The organism is Companilactobacillus nodensis DSM 19682 = JCM 14932 = NBRC 107160 (assembly GCF_000615905.1).
Classification (GTDB): Bacteria; Bacillota; Bacilli; order Lactobacillales; family Lactobacillaceae; genus Companilactobacillus; species Companilactobacillus nodensis.
Map to the genome: position 1 here is coordinate 42218 of NZ_BAMN01000006.1, position 17417 is coordinate 59634.

Here is a 17417-nt window from a genome sequence, read left to right on the forward strand (position 1 = left end):
GGGTAATATGGAAAAAAAAGGAAGAATTATCAAATCAATCAGTGGCTTTTATGATGTCTTAGACAATGATAGTCATGAATTGATCCGCACCAGAGCTCGAGGAAATTTTCGCAAGCGCGGCATTAAGCCAGTTGTTGGTGATTTTGTCGAGTATGATGCCAGTGGAGATTTAGGTTATATTTTGGAGATCTTGCCACGAACGAATAGTTTGGTTCGTCCACCGATTGCTAATGTCGATCAAGCAATCGTCGTTACTTCGTCGGTTGAGCCTAACTTTTCTAGTAATTTGTTGGATAAAATTCTGGTCAACATTGAGCACAATGGAATTGATCCATTGATTTATTTGACTAAGACTGATTTGTTAGATGATGACAAATATCAAGAATTGAAAAAAATCTTTGACGGTTATAATCGTGCTGGTTATGTGGTCTTCACTGACCGTGATCCTTATAATCAGGAACAAATCGATCGCTTAGAATCACATTTTGCTGACAAGGTAACAGTCTTCACAGGTCAATCCGGTGCCGGTAAATCTACTTTATTGAACCATATCAATCCTGAACTTGGATTAGCTACCGCAGCAATTTCACAGACGCTTAATCGTGGTAAGCATACGACTAGACAGGTTTCACTATTTGAAATTGCTGACGGGTTGGTTGCTGATACGCCAGGCTTTTCTTCACTAGAATTGATTAGTATAGAGAAGGAAGAACTTCCAACACTATATCCTGAATTCGTGGAGTACAGTGGTGAGTGCCAATTCCGTGGTTGTAATCACGTGAATGAACCTGGTTGTATGGTAAAAGAAAAAGTTGCCGACGGAACGATCATGCAGAGTCGCTATGACAATTATCTTTACTTTTTGAATGAAATAAACTCTTATAAAAAGAGATATTAAGAGAGTGTAGAGGAGTGGTTTATATGACAACAAAAAAAATTGCACCATCAATTTTATCAGCTGATGTTATGAATCTTGAACGTGACGTCAAGATGGCTGAGGCAGCAGGAGCAGACTTATTCCATATCGATATTATGGACGGACATTTCGTTCCTAACATGTCATTTAGTCCAAGTATCGTTGAAGGGATGAGACGTGTTACTGACAAGCCATTGGACGTTCATTTGATGATTGATAACCCAGACGAATATATCAGACCAATCGTTGAAGCAGGTGCTGACACGATTATGATTCATACTGAAAGTACCAAGCATATTTATCGTTCGATTGATTTGGCCAAGAGCTTGGGTGTGAAAGCTGGAGTTGTTGTTAATCCAGGTACTCCTTTAGAGAATGTCAAAGAGTTATTCCCAATCATTGATCAAATCTTGGTCATGACAGTTAATCCTGGATTTGGTGGACAAAAGTTCATTCCAGGTATGACTAAGAAGATTCAACGACTCGATCAACTTCGTCAAACATCTGCTGATGATGACTTTGAAATCGAAGTCGACGGTGGTATCAATGATGAAACAATCGTTAAATGTGCTCAAGCAGGTGCAGATATCTTTGTTGCTGGTTCATATCTATATAACGGACAACCCGGATTTGAGGACCGTGTCAATACTCTTAAAAAGCTCGTGGAAGAGTAATATGAAGCGTGTGAACATCTTATTGGGCGGACCAAAGAGTGAGTACCCTGACGAATTGTCAAAGAGTATCAAGGCAATTCCGGGGCCTTGGGTCGGAGCAGATCGAGGGAGTTTATATTTAATTGCTCATGGAGTATTGCCAGAGATTGCTATTGGTGATTTTGATTCGATCAATAAAAAAGAACAAAAGTTATTAAAAGATAATATTCATGATTTTCAAAAGTATCCTCCTGAAAAAGATGATACTGATTCACAGTTATGTATTTTAGCTGCTCAGGAAAAGTTTAATGCGTCAGAATATTATATTTATGGTGGTACTGGTGGTCGGATCGACCATTTCTTAGTTAATTTATTTTTGCCATACGATCAACGATTTTTGAGTTTTTATGACAAGTTATATTTTAAATCTGCCACAAATACGATTCGGTTCTTTAGACCGGGACGATATACTATTTATCACGAAGAGGGTATGAAGTATGTTGGTTTCGTAAACTTGGGACCAGTTACGCATATGAATATTCTTGATGCTAAGTACAAGCTAGATGACTTCACTGCAATGCATCCTGTTAGTTGGGCAAGCAATGAATTTGTCGGAGATACAATTAATTTTGGTTTCGAAAGCGGAATTATCGCTGTTATACAATCTAGAGATAAAAAATAAAAGAAGATTCCATTGCGGAATCTTCTTTTATTTTTAGACACAAAAAAAACTAGCAATAAATTGCTAGTCTTTTTTAGTTAATTATATGATAATTATACTCTAGTAACTTTTCCTGATTTCAAAGCTCTAGCTGAAACCCAAACGCGTTTAGGCTTACCATCAACCATGATACGAACTTTTTGCAAGTTTGGCTTCCAAGAACGTTTTGATTGATTAAGAGCGTGAGAACGTTTGTTACCAAACACTGTCTTACGGCCTGTAATAATGTCTTTTGCCATGGGACCGACCTCCTTTGGCTACATGTTTTCTTTAAAATATCACCTGACTAATTTACCATAAACTAAAAATAAAAACAACACTTGAATAATAATGTGTCATAAATCTTTAATTCAAAAACATGCTATGATAGAATTTTAATGTTTATGATAGTTAGATCCAAGATAGGAGGATCCCAAATGGCAGTTACAATAAAAACAAAACATGGTGAAATTGATGTATCAACTAATACCGTTTCGACGATTGTTGGCGGTGCTGCATTAGATATCTATGGAATCGTAGGTATGGCAAGCAAGAATCAACTACGTGACGGGATGAACACAATTTTAAATCGTGAAGATTTCTCACGCGGAGTAGTCATTCATCAAGAGGATGATAAAATTGCCGTTGATGTCTATATAATCGTGGGATATGGTATTAAGATATCCGAAGTTGCTAAGAATTTAAAAGAAAAAGTAAAATATAACCTAGAAACAATGCTTGGAACACCAGCTGGCACTGTTAATGTATATGTTCAAGGAATTAAAGTTCTAGATGACATTAAATAGGTATTACGCTAGTTGGAGGGGAAACTTTTGAGCAAAGAACTTATTACCAAAAATGAATTTTCCGATATGATCCGTGTGGCAGCACACAGACTTGAAAAGAATGCAAAATTTGTTAATTCACTAAATGTCTTTCCAGTACCAGATGGTGATACTGGAACAAACATGAGCTTGACCGTTCAAAGCGGTTTTAAGGCTGTAAACGAATCAGAGAGTACACATGTAGGAACATTGGGCAAAGCGCTGGCTAAGGGCTTGCTGATGGGTGCACGTGGAAATTCTGGAGTTATTACTTCTCAATTATTCAGAGGTCTTTCTAAGAGTATTGAGGCAAAAGAAACTTTGAACTCAGATGATTTAGCAAAAGCCTTCGATGACGGTGTCAAAACTGCTTATAAGGCAGTTATGAAACCAGTTGAAGGTACAATTTTGACAGTCGCCCGTTTTGGTGCTGAGGCCGGAGTTAAGAAGGCCAAAGAAACTAAAGATACTGTTGAAGTTATGAGAGCCGTTGTTAAGGGTGCTAAGGTCGGACTTGAAAAGACACCATCATTATTGCCAGTTCTAAAAGAAGTTGGCGTGGTTGACTCTGGTGGTCAAGGATTAGTCTTTATTTATGAAGGCTTCCTTGAAGGATTATCTGGAGAGGCCAGTGACGAAGCATATACACCTGATGAGACTGAAATGGGTGAAATGATCAATGCCACTCATCATCAATCAGCACAAGGTCAATTCAATACTGATGAGATCGCCAATGGTTACTGTACTGAAATGATGATCGAATTAGGTGTCGATCCAACTTCAGATGAAAAATTTGATAATGAAAAGTTACGTAATTATCTAAGTGAGATCGGTGATTCACTGATCGTTGTTTCTGACGATGAAGTTGCCAAGGTACACGTTCATACTAATTTCCCAAGAAAGGTTTGGGCTGCTGGTAGAAAATATGGTGCTTTGACTAAGATCAAGATCGATAACATGAAGATTCAACATGAAACAATTGTTGAAGACGATGAAGAAACAACTGCAGCACCTGCAAGTAACAAACCAGTCGACTATGCTGTAATTGCTGTTTCATCTGGTGAAGGCTTGTCAAAACTATTTGAAAGTCTCGGTGTAACTAATATCATCAGTGGTGGGCAAACAATGAATCCATCAACCAATGATATTGTTGATGCGATAAATAATGCTAATGCTAAACGTGCACTTATCTTGCCAAATAATGGAAATATCATTATGGCCGCAAAACAAGCTGCTGAACTAGTTAATATTCCTGTTGCCATTGTGGCATCTAAGACTATTTCTCAAGGTATGACAGCAATGTTGTCCTTCAATCCTGAGGCTGAGTTGGATGAAAACAAAGATAACATGGAAGATTCGCTTGACACTGTTAAGAGTGGTCAGATCACTCAAGCAATCCGTGATACTGAAATCGATGGCTTGAAGATTACTACTGGACATTACATGGGTATCGTTGATGGCAAGATTTTGGTTGATGATCCAGATATTATTTCTGGTACTGAAAAAATGCTTGATAAGATGATCGATGATGATAGTGAAGTTATTACGATTCTTGTTGGACAAGATGGTAATGATGAGGATGCTCAAAAATTTGCTGATTACTTGGACGATAAGTATGATGACTTAGAGACAGAAATTCACCAAGGTGATCAACCAGTATATCCATACATGATCGCTGTTGAATAATAATTAATTTAGTTTAACAAAATGAGACTAGGGTTACTTCTGGTCTCTTTTTTGTATAAGGAGGGGAAAATGAATTTAAGAAAAATATCAGTTGCTGAATTGCCAGGAGTGGGTCCGAAGAGATTGGATGCTATTAAATCTCTTGGTATCAATAGCATCTATGACTTATTATTTTATTTTCCCTTTCGTTATGAGGATATGGAAGTTAAGTCATTAGACGATGCCGTGGATCAAGAGAAGATCCTGCTCAAAGGTATAGTTGCCAGTGAACCAGTCGTAGTCAGGTTTGGATATAAAAAGAACCGTCTGAATGTCAGAGTTTTGGTTGAGAATGAATCAGTAATGGTTACATTCTTTAATCAACCATGGATAAAAGACAAGTTTGAAACTGGTAATGAAGTGGCGGTCTATGGTAAGTGGAATGAGAATCGACGCTCGCTGACTGGCATGAAGGTTATTGGCAGCAGTCAACAGGATACGATCGATTCAGTTTATTCCGTCAACAAAAATATTCATCAAAAAACATTGGTCAACTTGATCAAATTAGCGTTTGATAAGTATCAAGATGAAATTGAATCGATTATTCCTGAATATTTGTTAGAGAAATATCAACTGATGGATGATCGTTCAATGGTTAAAGGAATGCATTTTCCTAACAGTGAAGAAGAAAATGAATCAGCGCGACGAAGTGCGAAGTTTCGTGAGTTTTTCTTATTTGAATGTGGAATTCAAAGTGTTAAGGCTAAGGATGAGCAAGAGAATGATGGTTTGGTTGAGGATTACGACGAGAATTACGTTAACAAATTTATTGAGACGTTGCCGTTCCAATTGACTAACGCACAAAATAAAGTTGTCAACGAAATATTAGCCGATATGAAGTCTGACCATCATATGAATCGATTATTGCAAGGTGATGTTGGTTCGGGTAAAACGATTGTTGCTGTGATTGCAATGTTGGCGGCTGTTACGGCTGGCTTTCAAGCGGCAATTATGGCACCAACTGAAATATTGGCTCAGCAGCATTTTGAAAAAATCGGAAATTTACTTGAGTCATTGCATATTAGGACGTCGATCTTAACCGGATCACAGACGAAAAAAGAACATGATACGATTGCCGAGAATATTCGCGAGGGTCGAACTAATGTTATTGTTGGAACACACGCATTGATTCAAGATAGCGTTGATTTCAAGAATCTTGGTTTGATCGTAATTGATGAGCAGCATCGATTCGGTGTTAATCAACGTAAGGCATTACGTGAGAAAGGAAACAATCCAGATGTGTTGGCTATGACAGCAACTCCAATCCCCAGAACGTTGGCAATTACGACTTATGGTGACATGGAAGTTTCCCGTATTGATGAACTTCCAGCTGGACGTAAAAAAATTGAGACTTATTGGATCAGAAGTCAAAAAGTTGAACAAATGTATAAGTTTGTTTCAAAGCAATTGGCCAATAAAGCACAGGTTTATGTGGTGACGCCGTTGATATCTGAATCTGAGAAGATAGATCTGAAAAATGCCGAATTGATTTATGATAAATTTAATGAATTATATGCTCCAAAATATAAAATCGGTATCTTACATGGTCAAATGTCCAACGATGACAAAGAAGAAATAATGAATAAGTTTAGTCATCAAGAGATTGATGTGCTGGTTTCAACGACTGTTATTGAAGTCGGTGTTGATGTACCAAATGCGTCAGTTATGGTAATATATGATGCCAACCGCTTTGGATTATCACAGTTGCATCAGTTGCGTGGTCGTGTTGGTCGTGGGGAGAAGCAGTCATATTGTATTTTGATTGCTGATCCTAAGAATGATGTTGCCTTAGAACGGATGAAGATCTTAACTTCGACTAATGACGGATTCGTTTTAGCAGAGGAAGATTTGAAGATGCGTGGTTCTGGTGATTTACTGGGTAGTAAACAATCCGGATTGCCAGACTTCAAGGTCGGGAATCCAATTGCGGACTTTAATATTTTACAAACAGCTCAAATTGAGGCTGAACAAATTTTTAAGGATCCACAAGCAATGGAAAATCCAGAAAACAAAGTGTTAAAATCATTCTTGAATGATGAATTTGACCAATTAAATAATTTTGACTAAAAAATAATTAGATTTGTGAGGAATTAGTGAATGAAAATTGCAGTAGACGCCATGGGTGGAGATAATGCGCCTCAAGTAATTGTTGAGGGAATTGAAAAGGCTCGTGACGAGTGGACTGATTTGGAATTTGTACTGTATGGTGATGAAACCAAAATCAAGAAGTATCTGAAGAACAGTGATCGTATATCAATTGTTCATACGGATGAAGAGATACTTGGGACTGACGAGCCAGTTAAGGCAATCCGCTCGAAGAAAAATTCTTCAATGGTCTTAGCTGCCAAGTCTGTCAAAGCTAAAGAAGCAGATGCTATGTTGTCGCTTGGTAATACAGGTGCCTTATTAGCCGCTGGTATCTTCATTGTTGGCCGTATTAAACAGGTTGAACGACCTGCCTTGATGCCAACATTGCCCGTAACCAATTCAGCATTAGGAGTTAACGTGTTGGATGTTGGTGCGAACGCTGAAGCTAAGCCTACATACTTACAGCAATGGGCCGTTATGGGTTCAATTTATGCTCGTGATGTCAAACAGATCAAGGAACCTCGTATCGGATTGTTGAACAATGGTACTGAGGAAGATAAAGGTGATACTCTTCATAAAGAAGCTTTTAAACTGCTGTCAAATACTGAAGGTATCAACTTTATTGGTAATGTGGAATCAAACAATATTTTGAGCGGTGTCGCCGATGTCATCGTTACTGATGGTTTCACTGGTAATGCTGCATTGAAGGCCACAGAAGGTACTGCTACGATCCTTCTCAAAGAAATGAAACATGCCTTGCTAAACAATGGTTTCTTTACTAAAATGGGTGCAGCGATTGTTGCTCCTTCATTGAAGGGGCTTCGTGATATGTTTGATACATCTCATGCTGGTGGTGCGGTCTTACTTGGCTTGAAGTCGCCTGTGATCAAAGCTCATGGTGCTGCAGATAGTAAGACAGTTTTCTATACAGTTAAACAGATTTATGATATGTTGCTAAACGACACGATTAACAAAGCTAATACTTACTTTGAACAAATGAATAAAAAAGATGAAGATAAATAGGGAGATTCGTTAAATGTCAGAACAAGAAGTTTACGATAAAATCGTTGGATTGATCGCCGATAAATTTGAAGTTGATGCAAGTACAATCAAGAAAGAAACATCATTTACCGAAGACTTAGATGCAGATTCAATTGATTTGGTAGAATTCGTTTTGGAACTTGAAGAAGAATTTGATGCAGAGATTCCTGATGAAGATGCTGAGAAGATCAAAACAGTTGGTGACGCAGTAAATTACATCATGAGTCATCAAAAATAAGACCTTTAGGTCTTATTTTTTTCGCCATTTAATTATTTAGTGTAAAAGTTTAGTATAATTAAGGTTATTGGAAAGGGGACGCGTTATGCTAGATCAAAAATTTCTAGATTATTTAGAAAAGAACTATGGTATTACCTTTAACAACAAGAAGTTGATTGAGCGTGCTATGACTCATTCTTCTTTTGACAATGAACACAAAGAATTAGGAATCGGTAACTATGAACGACTAGAGTTCCTTGGGGATGCCGTTTTGGAAATCAACATCTCAAGATACTTGTTTGAAAAATATCCCCAACTACCTGAAGGAAAATTAACGAGATTAAGATCTGACATTGTTAGAACTGATAGTTTTGCCAAATTTGCTAAGCAAATTCAAATCGACAAATATTTGTTGATCGGTAAAGGCGAAGAGAAACAAGGTGCACGTCAGAGACATACTTTACTTGAAGATATTTTTGAGGCATTTAACGGTGCATTGTACTTGGACCAAGGTAACGAGGCTGTTGAAGAATTCCTTGAAAGTGTTGTTTATCCACACATCGATTCAGGTGAATTCTCAGAAGATACTGATTTCAAGACTCACTTGCAAGAGAAATTGCAACAATCAGGTGAAGTTGAGATCGACTACAAAGTAATCGACGAAGAAGGTCCAGATCACGACAAGAAGTTCGAAATCGAATTGATTGTTAATGACAAAATATTGTCTAAGGGATTTGGATATAGTAAGAAGCATGCAGAACAAATGGCTGCTAAACAAGCATTAGAAGAATTATAGGAGTTTTTATTTTATGCCATTAAAATCATTAACGATCAATGGGTTTAAATCTTTTGCTGATAAGACAAAGATTGATTTTACAAGTGGAATCACCGGTATTGTAGGACCCAATGGAAGTGGAAAATCGAATATTACAGAAGCAATTCGTTGGGTAATGGGTGAGCAATCAGCTAAGAGCCTACGTGGTGACAAGATGGTAGATGTTATTTTTGCCGGAAGTGCAACACGAGCACAGATGAATCATGCTGAAGTCACATTGGAGTTTGATAACTCAAATGGAGAGTTAAAGTCAGACCAGACCAATATTACGATTCAGCGTAAGTTGTTCAGAAATGGTGATACTGAATTTTCAATTAACAATAAGGCATGTCGTCTCCGTGATATAACTGAGATGTTCATGGATTCAGGCATGGGAAAACAGTCATTCTCAACTATTTCTCAGGGCCGAGTTGAAGAAATATTCAATAGTAAACCAGTTGAACGTCGTTCGATCATCGAAGAGTCTGCCGGAATTGCCTTGTTTAAGCAGAAAAAGACACAGGCAGAGAATCGTTTGAGTGAAACGACCGATAATTTACATCGTGTATCGGATATTGTTTCGGAACTGTCTAAGCAAGTAGAGCCATTGAAGGAACAGGCTAGTATTGCTCGAGATTACAAAGAACAAAAGAGTAAATATGATAATATTTATCAACAAATATTAACGATAGAAATAAAAGATTTATCAAAAGAGAAGCGTCAGACAGAATCTAAGCTTCGTGAAGTTAAGATGAGTCTGCAAAATATTGAACAACAAGTAAAAATTTCTAATAAAGAAGTTACTGATAATCGTGACCAAATCAGTAAACTAGCCGAGAAAATCGACGCTAGTCAAGCTGACCTTGTTAAAAAAACACAGTCACTTGAAATCTTGAATGGTCAGATTGCTGTTTCTGATGAAAGAAATGGATTCAATACGACTAATCAAACTTCTTTAAATGAACAACTGAAGAGTATCAAGGCTGATAAGAAGTTACATGAGGTCAAATTGTCTGAATGTAATGAAAAGATTTCTGAATATCAATCACAGATCCAAGAACTTGAGGCAAAGCTGAAAGAAATAACACAGCTGCAGAAGAAGACACCTCAACAGATTCAGGATGATATTTCAGAGTTGCGTGATAAGTACGTCAATACATTGCAGGAACAAGTTTCTACTGGAAATGATCAAAAGTACACGCAACGTCAGCTTGATAGGATTCAAGCCTCGAATGAAGATACTGAACATCAAATGGCTGATATTGAAGATGATTTGAAAGAATCAAGCAATAAGGTCACTGAAGTCAGTGCGCAATTACAAAAGTTGATCGATGATAATCAAGATTTAATCAAGAAAAATGATGAAATCGATAATAATATTAAGCGAGTTACTGAAACAGGGACCGCTGAGAATCAAGAATATTTGAAATTTTTGGAGAATCTTCAAGAGACAAAGGCACGTAAGACAGTGCTGGAGAACATGCAACAAGAGCATGTTGGCTTTTTTGAAGGTGCTAAAAATGTTTTAAATAATCAAAACGAAATTGGTGGGATCATTGGTGCTGTAGCCGAACTGATCAAGGTTCCAAGTAAGTATCAGTTGGCAATCGAAACAGTCGTTAGTAATCAATTGCAATCGATCGTTACTAAAGATGAATCATCTGCTAAGCAAGCTATCGCTTATTTACGTAAGAGAAATGGCGGTCGTGCAACATTCTTGCCAATCAATATTATTAAGGCGAGAACTATTTATGCCACGGATTTGAACAATGCTGAACAAGTTGCTGGTTACGTTGGAGTAGCTAGTGACTTAGTGAAGTTTGATGACAAAGTAGCAAATATTGTCAAAAATATTTTGGGTAATTTGTTGATAGCTGAAAATATTGATGCTGCCACAAGGGTTTCTGCTGCTGTAAACCGCAAGTATCGCGTTGTAACTTTGGACGGGAATGTTGTAAATGCTGGTGGTTCAATGACAGGTGGACAACAACGTCGAGTTAACTCAAGTATCTTGACACGTAAGGACGAATTGACATCGTTGAATGCCAAACTTTCTAAACAGGAAATGTTACTTGATCAAAAACAACAGACGGTAGTTGATCTTCGTCAAGAGTTAGTTGATCTGCGTGAAGAGAAGAAAAAAATCGAAAGTAAATTGGCTGATTTTAATCAAGAAAAGGGCCAATTGAGTAGTTCATTATCGACATATACAAACGAGACAAAGCATCTTGAAGAACAAAGGGATGCTTTGCAATATACTGCCAATAAGAACAATTCAGAAAAAACTGAATTACAAAAAGAACTTAATGTACAGATTGAAAATGCTGACAAGCTGAAACAACAGGTTACCGATGTTCAACAAGAAATTGAAGCCAAACAAAAGCTCTTGAAGGACTTCGATTCTGAGCTGAGTCAAATCAATAATAATATTCAAAAGACGCAGACTAACCTCGCAGTTGTTAAGAGTAATTTCGATAATGAAAAAACCCAGCAAGAGCGTTTGATAAGTGAAATATCAGCTTCAGATGAGCATATTAAAGAATTAGGAATTCGTTTGGATCAATTAAATTCAGAACGAGACCAATTAAGCATGTCGAACGCTGAAATCAAGGCCAAGACGACTCAATTTGAAAATGACATTAAGCTGCTTCAAGCCGATCTTGATGATTTGAAATCTCAACGTAGTGAAAAAGATAAACAAGCTGCATCACTTAATGAAAAAGCTCAGCGTAACTTTGATTTACAAAAATCAGCTTCAGATGAACAAGAAAACTTGGCAATCGCTGTTACTAAATTAACTAATAAGATCGATAGTCGTTTAGATACACTGTCAGAGGATTATTCATTGACGTATGAGGCTGCAATGAAGAACCTCAAGCAACAGGATTCTGATCCAGAGACTCTCAAACGAGAAGCTAGATTATTGAAGATGGGAATTGACGAGTTAGGAACAGTTAATTTGTCTGCCATCGAAGAATATGACAAGGTCAAGGATCGTTATGAATTCTTGACGACTCAACAAAATGATTTACTACAAGCTAGACAACAGTTGCTGGATACAATGTCAGAAATGGATAATGAAGTTACAACTCGTTTCAAAAAGACATTTGATGAAGTTAGTGCAGCATTTGAAACTATTTTCCCTGAGATGTTTGCTGGAGGCCGTGCTAAGTTAGTCTTGACTGACCCTAGTAACTTGTTAGAGACGGGAATTGAAATTATCGCACAACCACCTGGGAAGAAGTTTCAGCGCTTGAGCTTGTTATCTGGTGGAGAGAAGGCTTTGACAGCTATCACATTGTTGTTTGCAATTATCAAGGTTCATCCTGTGCCATTCTGTATCCTTGATGAAGTTGAGGCATCATTAGACGATGCAAATGTCTATCGCTTTGCTAATTATTTAAATCGTTATGATGCTAATACTGAATTTATTGTTATTACGCACCGTAAGGGTACAATGATGAATGTAAATCGTTTGTATGGCGTAACGATGGAAGAATCCGGAGTCTCAAGAATGCTCTCGGTTTCGCTACAAGATATCAACAAAGACGCTTAAAAGGAGATTAATTAATGGGACTTTTTGATCGAATAAAAAAAGCTTTTACCGGTAAAGACGAAGAAGAAGATAAAAAAGAACAAGAAACAAAAGAAGCTGTTGAAGGCGAGGAATCCGCTAACGATGCTGAATCAGAAGACTCTGAGTCAGATAAGTCAGAGAATACTGAAACCCCTGCTGAATCGGAAACTGAAAATGAACCAAAAGAAGTTGTGGAAGAACCAGAGCAGGAAGCAAAAGAGGTAAATGAAGAGCCTGCTGAGCCAGTGGAGAAAACGGAAGAGCCAGTTGAAGACAATACTCCAGCTGAATCAACCGAGGAACCAGTGGAAACTCCGTCTGAAGAATCACAACCTGAAGAAACAACAGAACTAGAATCGGAGTCAGAGCAAGCTACTGAAACTACTGAAGAGTCTGAGTCAGAAGTTTCAGAAGAGCCTGAAGAAAAAGATGATATCAAAGAGTACGATGAAGGATTAAAGAAGAGTCGTAATTCATTTGGTGCTCGTTTTAATCGCTTCTTGGCTAACTTTAGAAGTGTTGATGAAGAGTTCTTTGATGATCTTGAAGAGTTGTTGATCGAATCTGATGTTGGTTATGAAACTGCTTTGAAGTTGTCTGATGAACTACGTGAAGAAGTTAAGTTAGAGAATGTTAAGAAACGTTCTGATGTTTCTGATGTCATCGTTCGCAAATTAGTTGATATGTACGATGAGGAGGGCAAAGAAGAAGATAATTCATTGAAGTTTAGTGCTGATAAAACACCAACAGTCTTCTTATTCGTTGGAGTTAATGGTGCTGGTAAGACAACAACTATTGGTAAATTGGCTCACAGATATCAACAAGAAGGTAAAAAAGTTCTTTTGGCGGCTGGTGATACATTTAGAGCTGGTGCTATCGAACAATTACAAGAATGGGGACGTCGTGTAAATGTTCCTGTTGAAGCAAGCAAGCCACAGACTGATCCTGCTTCCGTTGTTTATGACGCTGTTCAACGCGCAGTTAATGATGACTATGATATTTTACTAGTCGATACTGCTGGACGTTTACAGAACAAAGAAGGACTCATGCGTGAGCTTGAAAAAATCAAACGTGTTATTACTCGTGAACTTCCAGATGCTCCACAAGAAGTATTATTAGTTTTGGATGGTTCAACCGGACAAAACGCTTTGAGTCAAGCTAAGCAATTCAATGAAACAACTGATGTTACAGGAATTGTTTTGACTAAGATCGATGGTAGTTCACAAGGTGGTATTGTCTTACCGATCCGTAATGAATTACACATTCCAGTTAAACTGGTGGGATTAGGTGAACAAATGGATGATCTTAGAGACTTTGACCCTGAGAAATTTATTTATGGACTATTTAAGGAACTGATCGTCGGTTCCGGTAAATAATTATGGGCATTGATGAAACAACTAAGATAAATTTGTTGTATAATTTTTATCATTCTTTATTAACCAAAAAACAAAATCAATATATTAATTTATATTATGTTGAAGACTTTTCTTTGAGTGAAATCGCTGAACAACTTGATGTGTCGCGTCAAGCTGTTATGGACAATTTGCATCGTTCAGTCAGTCTGTTAGAATCTTTTGAAGCAGAACTAGGATTAGTACAGAAGACACAAGAAATCGACGATATTGCCAGTCAACTAGATCGGATTGTTTTGAAAAAGTATCCTAAGGATAAAGAATTGGTAGAATTAGTAAGACGTATTTCAAAAATAAATGAAAAATAATAGGAGTAAGAGATGGCTTTTGAAGGATTAAGTGAACGACTACAAAAAGTTTTTTCTTCGCTGAAAGGTAAAGGAAAACTTTCAGAAGATGATGTTCGTGCTGTAATGCGTGAAGTTAGAATGGCTTTACTTGAGGCCGATGTTAACTTCGATGTTGTTAAGGGATTCGTTAAACAAGTTAGAGAACGTGCATTAGGTTCAGAAGTAATGGACAGTTTGACACCTTCACAACAAGTAATCAAAATTGTTGATGACGAATTAACTAAGTTGATGGGTGAGGAAGCTGTTCCGCTAAACAAAGCTCCACATATTCCAACTATCATCATGATGGTTGGTCTTCAAGGTGCTGGTAAAACCACAACTGCTGGTAAGTTAGCTAAGTATTTGATGGCAAACGACAAGGCTCGTCCAATGTTTATTGCAGGGGATGTTTATCGTCCTGCCGCTATTGAACAGTTGAAGGTCGTTGGTGAACAAGTTGGTGCTCCGGTTTATGATGAAGGTACCGACAAGGATCCAGTTGACATTGTTCGTAATGGTTTGAAACAAGCTGAAGAGAACAAGAATGATTATGTAATCATTGATACTGCCGGACGTTTGGAAATCGACGATAAGTTGATGGACGAATTGGCACGTATCAAAGAGTTAGCTCATCCAAATGAAATCTTGTTCGTTGCCGATGCGATGACTGGTCAAGTTGCTGCTAAGGTTGCTCATGGATTCGACGAACAACTTGATATTACTGGTGTTGTACTAACTAAGTTGGATGGTGATACCCGTGGTGGGGCCGCACTTTCAATTCGTTCGGTTACTGGTAAGCCAATCAAGTTCATTGGACAAGGTGAAAAACTCGATCAATTGGATGTTTTCCATCCCGATCGTATGGCTGATCGTATTTTGGGTATGGGTGATATGCTTACGCTTATCGAAAAAGCCCAGACAGACTACGATGCTAAACAAGCTGAAGAAATGGCTGAAAAAATCAGAGAAAACAGTTTTGATTTCAATGATTTTATTGACCAAATGGATCAAGTTCAAAAAATGGGACCACTTGATGAAATTATGAAGATGATCCCTGGAATGGCTAATAATCCGCAATTAGCAAATGTTAGTATCGGTGAAAAAGATATCGATCACTTGAAGGCAATTGTTTATTCAATGACACCTAAGGAACGTGAGAATCCTGATTTATTGAACCCTTCACGCCGTCGTAGAATTGCTAGTGGATCTGGCCGTAATATTCAAGAAGTCAATCGCATGATCAAACAGTTCAAGCAATCCCGTGACATGATGAAACAAATGAGTAAGGGAAATATGAATGGTCTTGATCAAATGATGGGCGGAGGAATGTCCGGAAAAATTGGGAAGATGGCCATGCGTTCAATGGTTAAGAAACAAAAGAAGAATAAAAAGAAGCGCTTGAAGAAGATCAAACGTTTTAAATCATAAAAAAATACGAGGTGTAAAGAAAAAAACTTTACACTTCTATTTTTTTTGTGTATACTAACAAAGTTAAGTATTTAGGAGGAAACAAAATGTCAGTTAAGATTAGAATGAAACGTATGGGTAGTAAGTTAAGACCATTTTACAGAATCGTTGTTGCTGATTCACGTGCACCACGTGATGGCCGCTTCATCGAACAAGTTGGTTACTACAACCCAATTACACAACCAGAAGAAATCAAGTTAGATGATGACAAGATTATGGATTGGTTACAAAAAGGTGCACAACCTTCAGATACAGTTCGTAACTTGCTTAAGACACATGGTATTATGCAAAAGTATCATGAAAGCAAATATTCAAAATAATTGAATAATAAAAGTGGGATCAGATAAAACTTCGTTTTGTCAGGTCCTATTTATTTATCACGGAGGAGCCAATGGCCGAGAAATTATACAGAGTGGGTACAATAGTTAATACTCATGGTATTAAAGGTGAACTAAGGATCATACCTATTACAGATTTTCCAGAAGAGAGATTCAAGTCTGGTGCTAAGTTATATTTGCACAAAACTGGAAGTGCTGAAAAGCAACTTGTAGTGGAATCTTCACGTAAACACAAGAATTTTATTTTGATAAAATTCGAAGGTTATGACAATATCAATGACGTGGAACAGTATGTTAAGTCTGAGATTTTTGCTGACAATGAAGTGAAGCCTAAACTTGCTGAAGGTGAATTTTTGTACAGTCAGATTATTGGCTTAGACGTGGTTGATCCTGTGTTAGGCAATATTGGTAAAGTAAAAGAGATAATTGAACTCGGTCCGAATGATGTTTGGGTCGTTAAGGGTTCGAAGTATAAGGAAGTACTAGTTCCTTATATTGATGATGTTGTAAAAAAGGTGGATCTTGAAGGTCAAAAAATTGACGTTGAGATTCCGGATGGATTGATAGACTAATGGATATTACAGTTTTAAGTATTTTTCCCAGAATGTTTCAGTCATTGGATGAATCATTAATTGGCAAGGCTCAAGAAAAGGATTTAGTAAATATTGACGTTGTAGATTTCAGAGATTTTACGACTAATAAGCAGAACCACGTTGATGATTCACCGTACGGTGGTGGAGCTGGGATGCTTCTGCAAGCACAACCAATATATGACGCAATGGACTATGTTGAAGAACAAAAGCCTGGTAAAAAACGTGTTATATTATTAGATCCCGCTGGTAAAACATTTAATACTAATATGGCGCGTGACTTTGCTAAGGAAGATCAATTAGTATTTATTTGTGGTCATTACGAGGGATTCGACGAACGGATCAAGGATTTAGTAACGGATGAAGTTTCGATCGGTGACTATATTCTGACTGGTGGTGAATTGCCAACCATGAGTATGATCGATGCTACACTGAGATTTGTTCCAGGCGTCCTAGGCAATTCTGTCTCTGCTGAAGATGAATCATTTTCTAACGGATTATTGGAATACCCTCAGTATTCACGTCCTGCTGATTTTCGAGGTAAGAAGGTACCTGAGGTACTTACTAGTGGAGATCACGAAAAAATCCGTATATGGCGCTTGAAACAGTCTCTGAGAAAGACTTTGGAGAGACGTCCGGACTTATTGAATACGGTTGAGTTATCAAATGAAGAAAAACATTTCTTGAGAGAAATAAAATCAGAAAACAGTTTACACTGAAATACAA

General features: G+C 37.5%; 17 protein-coding genes. 16 read left to right on the forward strand and 1 reads right to left on the reverse strand.

All coding sequences use genetic code 11. The annotated features are described in order from the left end of the window. Positions 1-7 precede the first annotated feature (7 nt). From rsgA to JCM14932_RS05705, 3 genes are read left to right on the forward strand one after another with little or no spacing between them, the layout of a single operon-like run. On the forward strand, positions 8-898 hold the full coding sequence (gene rsgA, locus JCM14932_RS05695) for a ribosome small subunit-dependent GTPase A (protein WP_025024039.1): 891 nt from the start codon (positions 8-10) through the stop codon (positions 896-898). Between the two features lie 23 nt (positions 899-921). Further along, complete coding sequence (gene rpe, locus JCM14932_RS05700) at positions 922-1590, forward strand: ribulose-phosphate 3-epimerase (protein WP_025024040.1); 669 nt, start codon at positions 922-924, stop codon at positions 1588-1590. Between the two features lies 1 nt (position 1591). Continuing rightward, entirely contained in the window at positions 1592-2251 is a 660-nt protein-coding gene (locus tag JCM14932_RS05705; protein ID WP_025024041.1) for a thiamine diphosphokinase, read from the forward strand. Between the two features lie 92 nt (positions 2252-2343). On the opposite strand, the gene rpmB is transcribed toward JCM14932_RS05705, so the two are convergent. After that, positions 2344-2529, reverse strand: a complete 186-nt coding sequence (gene rpmB, locus JCM14932_RS05710; protein ID WP_010019437.1) for a 50S ribosomal protein L28 — start codon at positions 2527-2529, stop codon at positions 2344-2346. Positions 2530-2706: 177 nt separating this feature from the next. On the opposite strand from rpmB, the gene JCM14932_RS05715 reads away from it, so the two are divergent. The 13 genes from JCM14932_RS05715 to trmD all read left to right on the forward strand — a co-directional run bounded on the left by JCM14932_RS05715 (position 2707) and on the right by trmD (position 17410). After that, the gene (locus JCM14932_RS05715; RefSeq protein WP_025024042.1) at positions 2707-3075 is read left to right on the forward strand and encodes an Asp23/Gls24 family envelope stress response protein; all 369 of its coding nucleotides are present in this window, start codon (positions 2707-2709) and stop codon (positions 3073-3075) included. A 66-nt stretch (positions 3076-3141) separates the two neighbouring features. Further along, positions 3142-4779 carry a DAK2 domain-containing protein gene (locus JCM14932_RS05720; protein ID WP_051528069.1) on the forward strand — a complete coding sequence of 546 codons (1638 nt, stop codon included), beginning with the start codon at positions 3142-3144 and terminating at the stop codon, positions 4777-4779. Positions 4780-4848: 69 nt separating this feature from the next. Then, entirely contained in the window at positions 4849-6885 is a 2037-nt protein-coding gene (gene recG, locus JCM14932_RS05725) for an ATP-dependent DNA helicase RecG (RefSeq protein ID WP_025024044.1), read from the forward strand. A 30-nt stretch (positions 6886-6915) separates the two neighbouring features. After that, positions 6916-7929: a phosphate acyltransferase PlsX gene (gene plsX, locus JCM14932_RS05730; RefSeq protein ID WP_025024045.1), complete on the forward strand. Its 1014-nt coding sequence runs from the start codon at positions 6916-6918 to the stop codon at positions 7927-7929. Between the two features lie 13 nt (positions 7930-7942). Beyond that, entirely contained in the window at positions 7943-8185 is a 243-nt protein-coding gene (gene acpP, locus JCM14932_RS05735; RefSeq protein WP_025024046.1) for an acyl carrier protein, read from the forward strand. Between the two features lie 85 nt (positions 8186-8270). Continuing rightward, positions 8271-8960, forward strand: coding sequence for a ribonuclease III (rnc, locus tag JCM14932_RS05740; RefSeq protein ID WP_025024047.1), 690 nt, complete (start codon positions 8271-8273; stop codon positions 8958-8960). A 13-nt stretch (positions 8961-8973) separates the two neighbouring features. Next, complete coding sequence (smc, locus tag JCM14932_RS14660) at positions 8974-12534, forward strand: chromosome segregation protein SMC (RefSeq protein WP_034542691.1); 3561 nt, start codon at positions 8974-8976, stop codon at positions 12532-12534. A gap of 14 nt (positions 12535-12548) precedes the next feature. Beyond that, on the forward strand, positions 12549-13931 hold the full coding sequence (gene ftsY, locus JCM14932_RS05750; protein WP_025024048.1) for a signal recognition particle-docking protein FtsY: 1383 nt from the start codon (positions 12549-12551) through the stop codon (positions 13929-13931). Positions 13932-13933: 2 nt separating this feature from the next. After that, the gene (gene ylxM / locus JCM14932_RS05755; RefSeq protein WP_025024049.1) at positions 13934-14275 is read left to right on the forward strand and encodes a YlxM family DNA-binding protein; all 342 of its coding nucleotides are present in this window, start codon (positions 13934-13936) and stop codon (positions 14273-14275) included. 12 nt (positions 14276-14287) lie between these two features. After that, complete coding sequence (gene ffh / locus JCM14932_RS05760; protein WP_025024050.1) at positions 14288-15724, forward strand: signal recognition particle protein; 1437 nt, start codon at positions 14288-14290, stop codon at positions 15722-15724. Between the two features lie 86 nt (positions 15725-15810). Next, the gene (rpsP, locus tag JCM14932_RS05765; RefSeq protein WP_025024051.1) at positions 15811-16083 is read left to right on the forward strand and encodes a 30S ribosomal protein S16; all 273 of its coding nucleotides are present in this window, start codon (positions 15811-15813) and stop codon (positions 16081-16083) included. Between the two features lie 71 nt (positions 16084-16154). Beyond that, positions 16155-16673, forward strand: a complete 519-nt coding sequence (rimM, locus tag JCM14932_RS05770) for a ribosome maturation factor RimM (protein WP_025024052.1) — start codon at positions 16155-16157, stop codon at positions 16671-16673. Beyond that, positions 16673-17410, forward strand: a complete 738-nt coding sequence (trmD, locus tag JCM14932_RS05775) for a tRNA (guanosine(37)-N1)-methyltransferase TrmD (RefSeq protein WP_025024053.1) — start codon at positions 16673-16675, stop codon at positions 17408-17410. The genes rimM and trmD overlap by 1 nt, the downstream gene beginning before the upstream one ends. The last annotated feature ends 7 nt before the right edge of the window (positions 17411-17417 follow it).

What these genes read in the sequence shown, in the direction of transcription:
- rsgA (WP_025024039.1), top strand. Translation starts at nt 8, where the DNA reads ATGGAAAAAAAAGGAAGAATTATCAAATCAATCAGTGGCTTTTATGAT.
- rpe (WP_025024040.1), top strand. Translation starts at nt 922, where the DNA reads ATGACAACAAAAAAAATTGCACCATCAATTTTATCAGCTGATGTTATG.
- JCM14932_RS05705 (WP_025024041.1), top strand. Translation starts at nt 1,592, where the DNA reads ATGAAGCGTGTGAACATCTTATTGGGCGGACCAAAGAGTGAGTACCCT.
- rpmB (WP_010019437.1), bottom strand. Translation starts at nt 2,529, where the DNA reads ATGGCAAAAGACATTATTACAGGCCGTAAGACAGTGTTTGGTAACAAA.
- JCM14932_RS05715 (WP_025024042.1), top strand. Translation starts at nt 2,707, where the DNA reads ATGGCAGTTACAATAAAAACAAAACATGGTGAAATTGATGTATCAACT.
- JCM14932_RS05720 (WP_051528069.1), top strand. Translation starts at nt 3,142, where the DNA reads ATGATCCGTGTGGCAGCACACAGACTTGAAAAGAATGCAAAATTTGTT.
- recG (WP_025024044.1), top strand. Translation starts at nt 4,849, where the DNA reads ATGAATTTAAGAAAAATATCAGTTGCTGAATTGCCAGGAGTGGGTCCG.
- plsX (WP_025024045.1), top strand. Translation starts at nt 6,916, where the DNA reads ATGAAAATTGCAGTAGACGCCATGGGTGGAGATAATGCGCCTCAAGTA.
- acpP (WP_025024046.1), top strand. Translation starts at nt 7,943, where the DNA reads ATGTCAGAACAAGAAGTTTACGATAAAATCGTTGGATTGATCGCCGAT.
- rnc (WP_025024047.1), top strand. Translation starts at nt 8,271, where the DNA reads ATGCTAGATCAAAAATTTCTAGATTATTTAGAAAAGAACTATGGTATT.
- smc (WP_034542691.1), top strand. Translation starts at nt 8,974, where the DNA reads ATGCCATTAAAATCATTAACGATCAATGGGTTTAAATCTTTTGCTGAT.
- ftsY (WP_025024048.1), top strand. Translation starts at nt 12,549, where the DNA reads ATGGGACTTTTTGATCGAATAAAAAAAGCTTTTACCGGTAAAGACGAA.
- ylxM (WP_025024049.1), top strand. Translation starts at nt 13,934, where the DNA reads ATGGGCATTGATGAAACAACTAAGATAAATTTGTTGTATAATTTTTAT.
- ffh (WP_025024050.1), top strand. Translation starts at nt 14,288, where the DNA reads ATGGCTTTTGAAGGATTAAGTGAACGACTACAAAAAGTTTTTTCTTCG.
- rpsP (WP_025024051.1), top strand. Translation starts at nt 15,811, where the DNA reads ATGTCAGTTAAGATTAGAATGAAACGTATGGGTAGTAAGTTAAGACCA.
- rimM (WP_025024052.1), top strand. Translation starts at nt 16,155, where the DNA reads ATGGCCGAGAAATTATACAGAGTGGGTACAATAGTTAATACTCATGGT.
- trmD (WP_025024053.1), top strand. Translation starts at nt 16,673, where the DNA reads ATGGATATTACAGTTTTAAGTATTTTTCCCAGAATGTTTCAGTCATTG.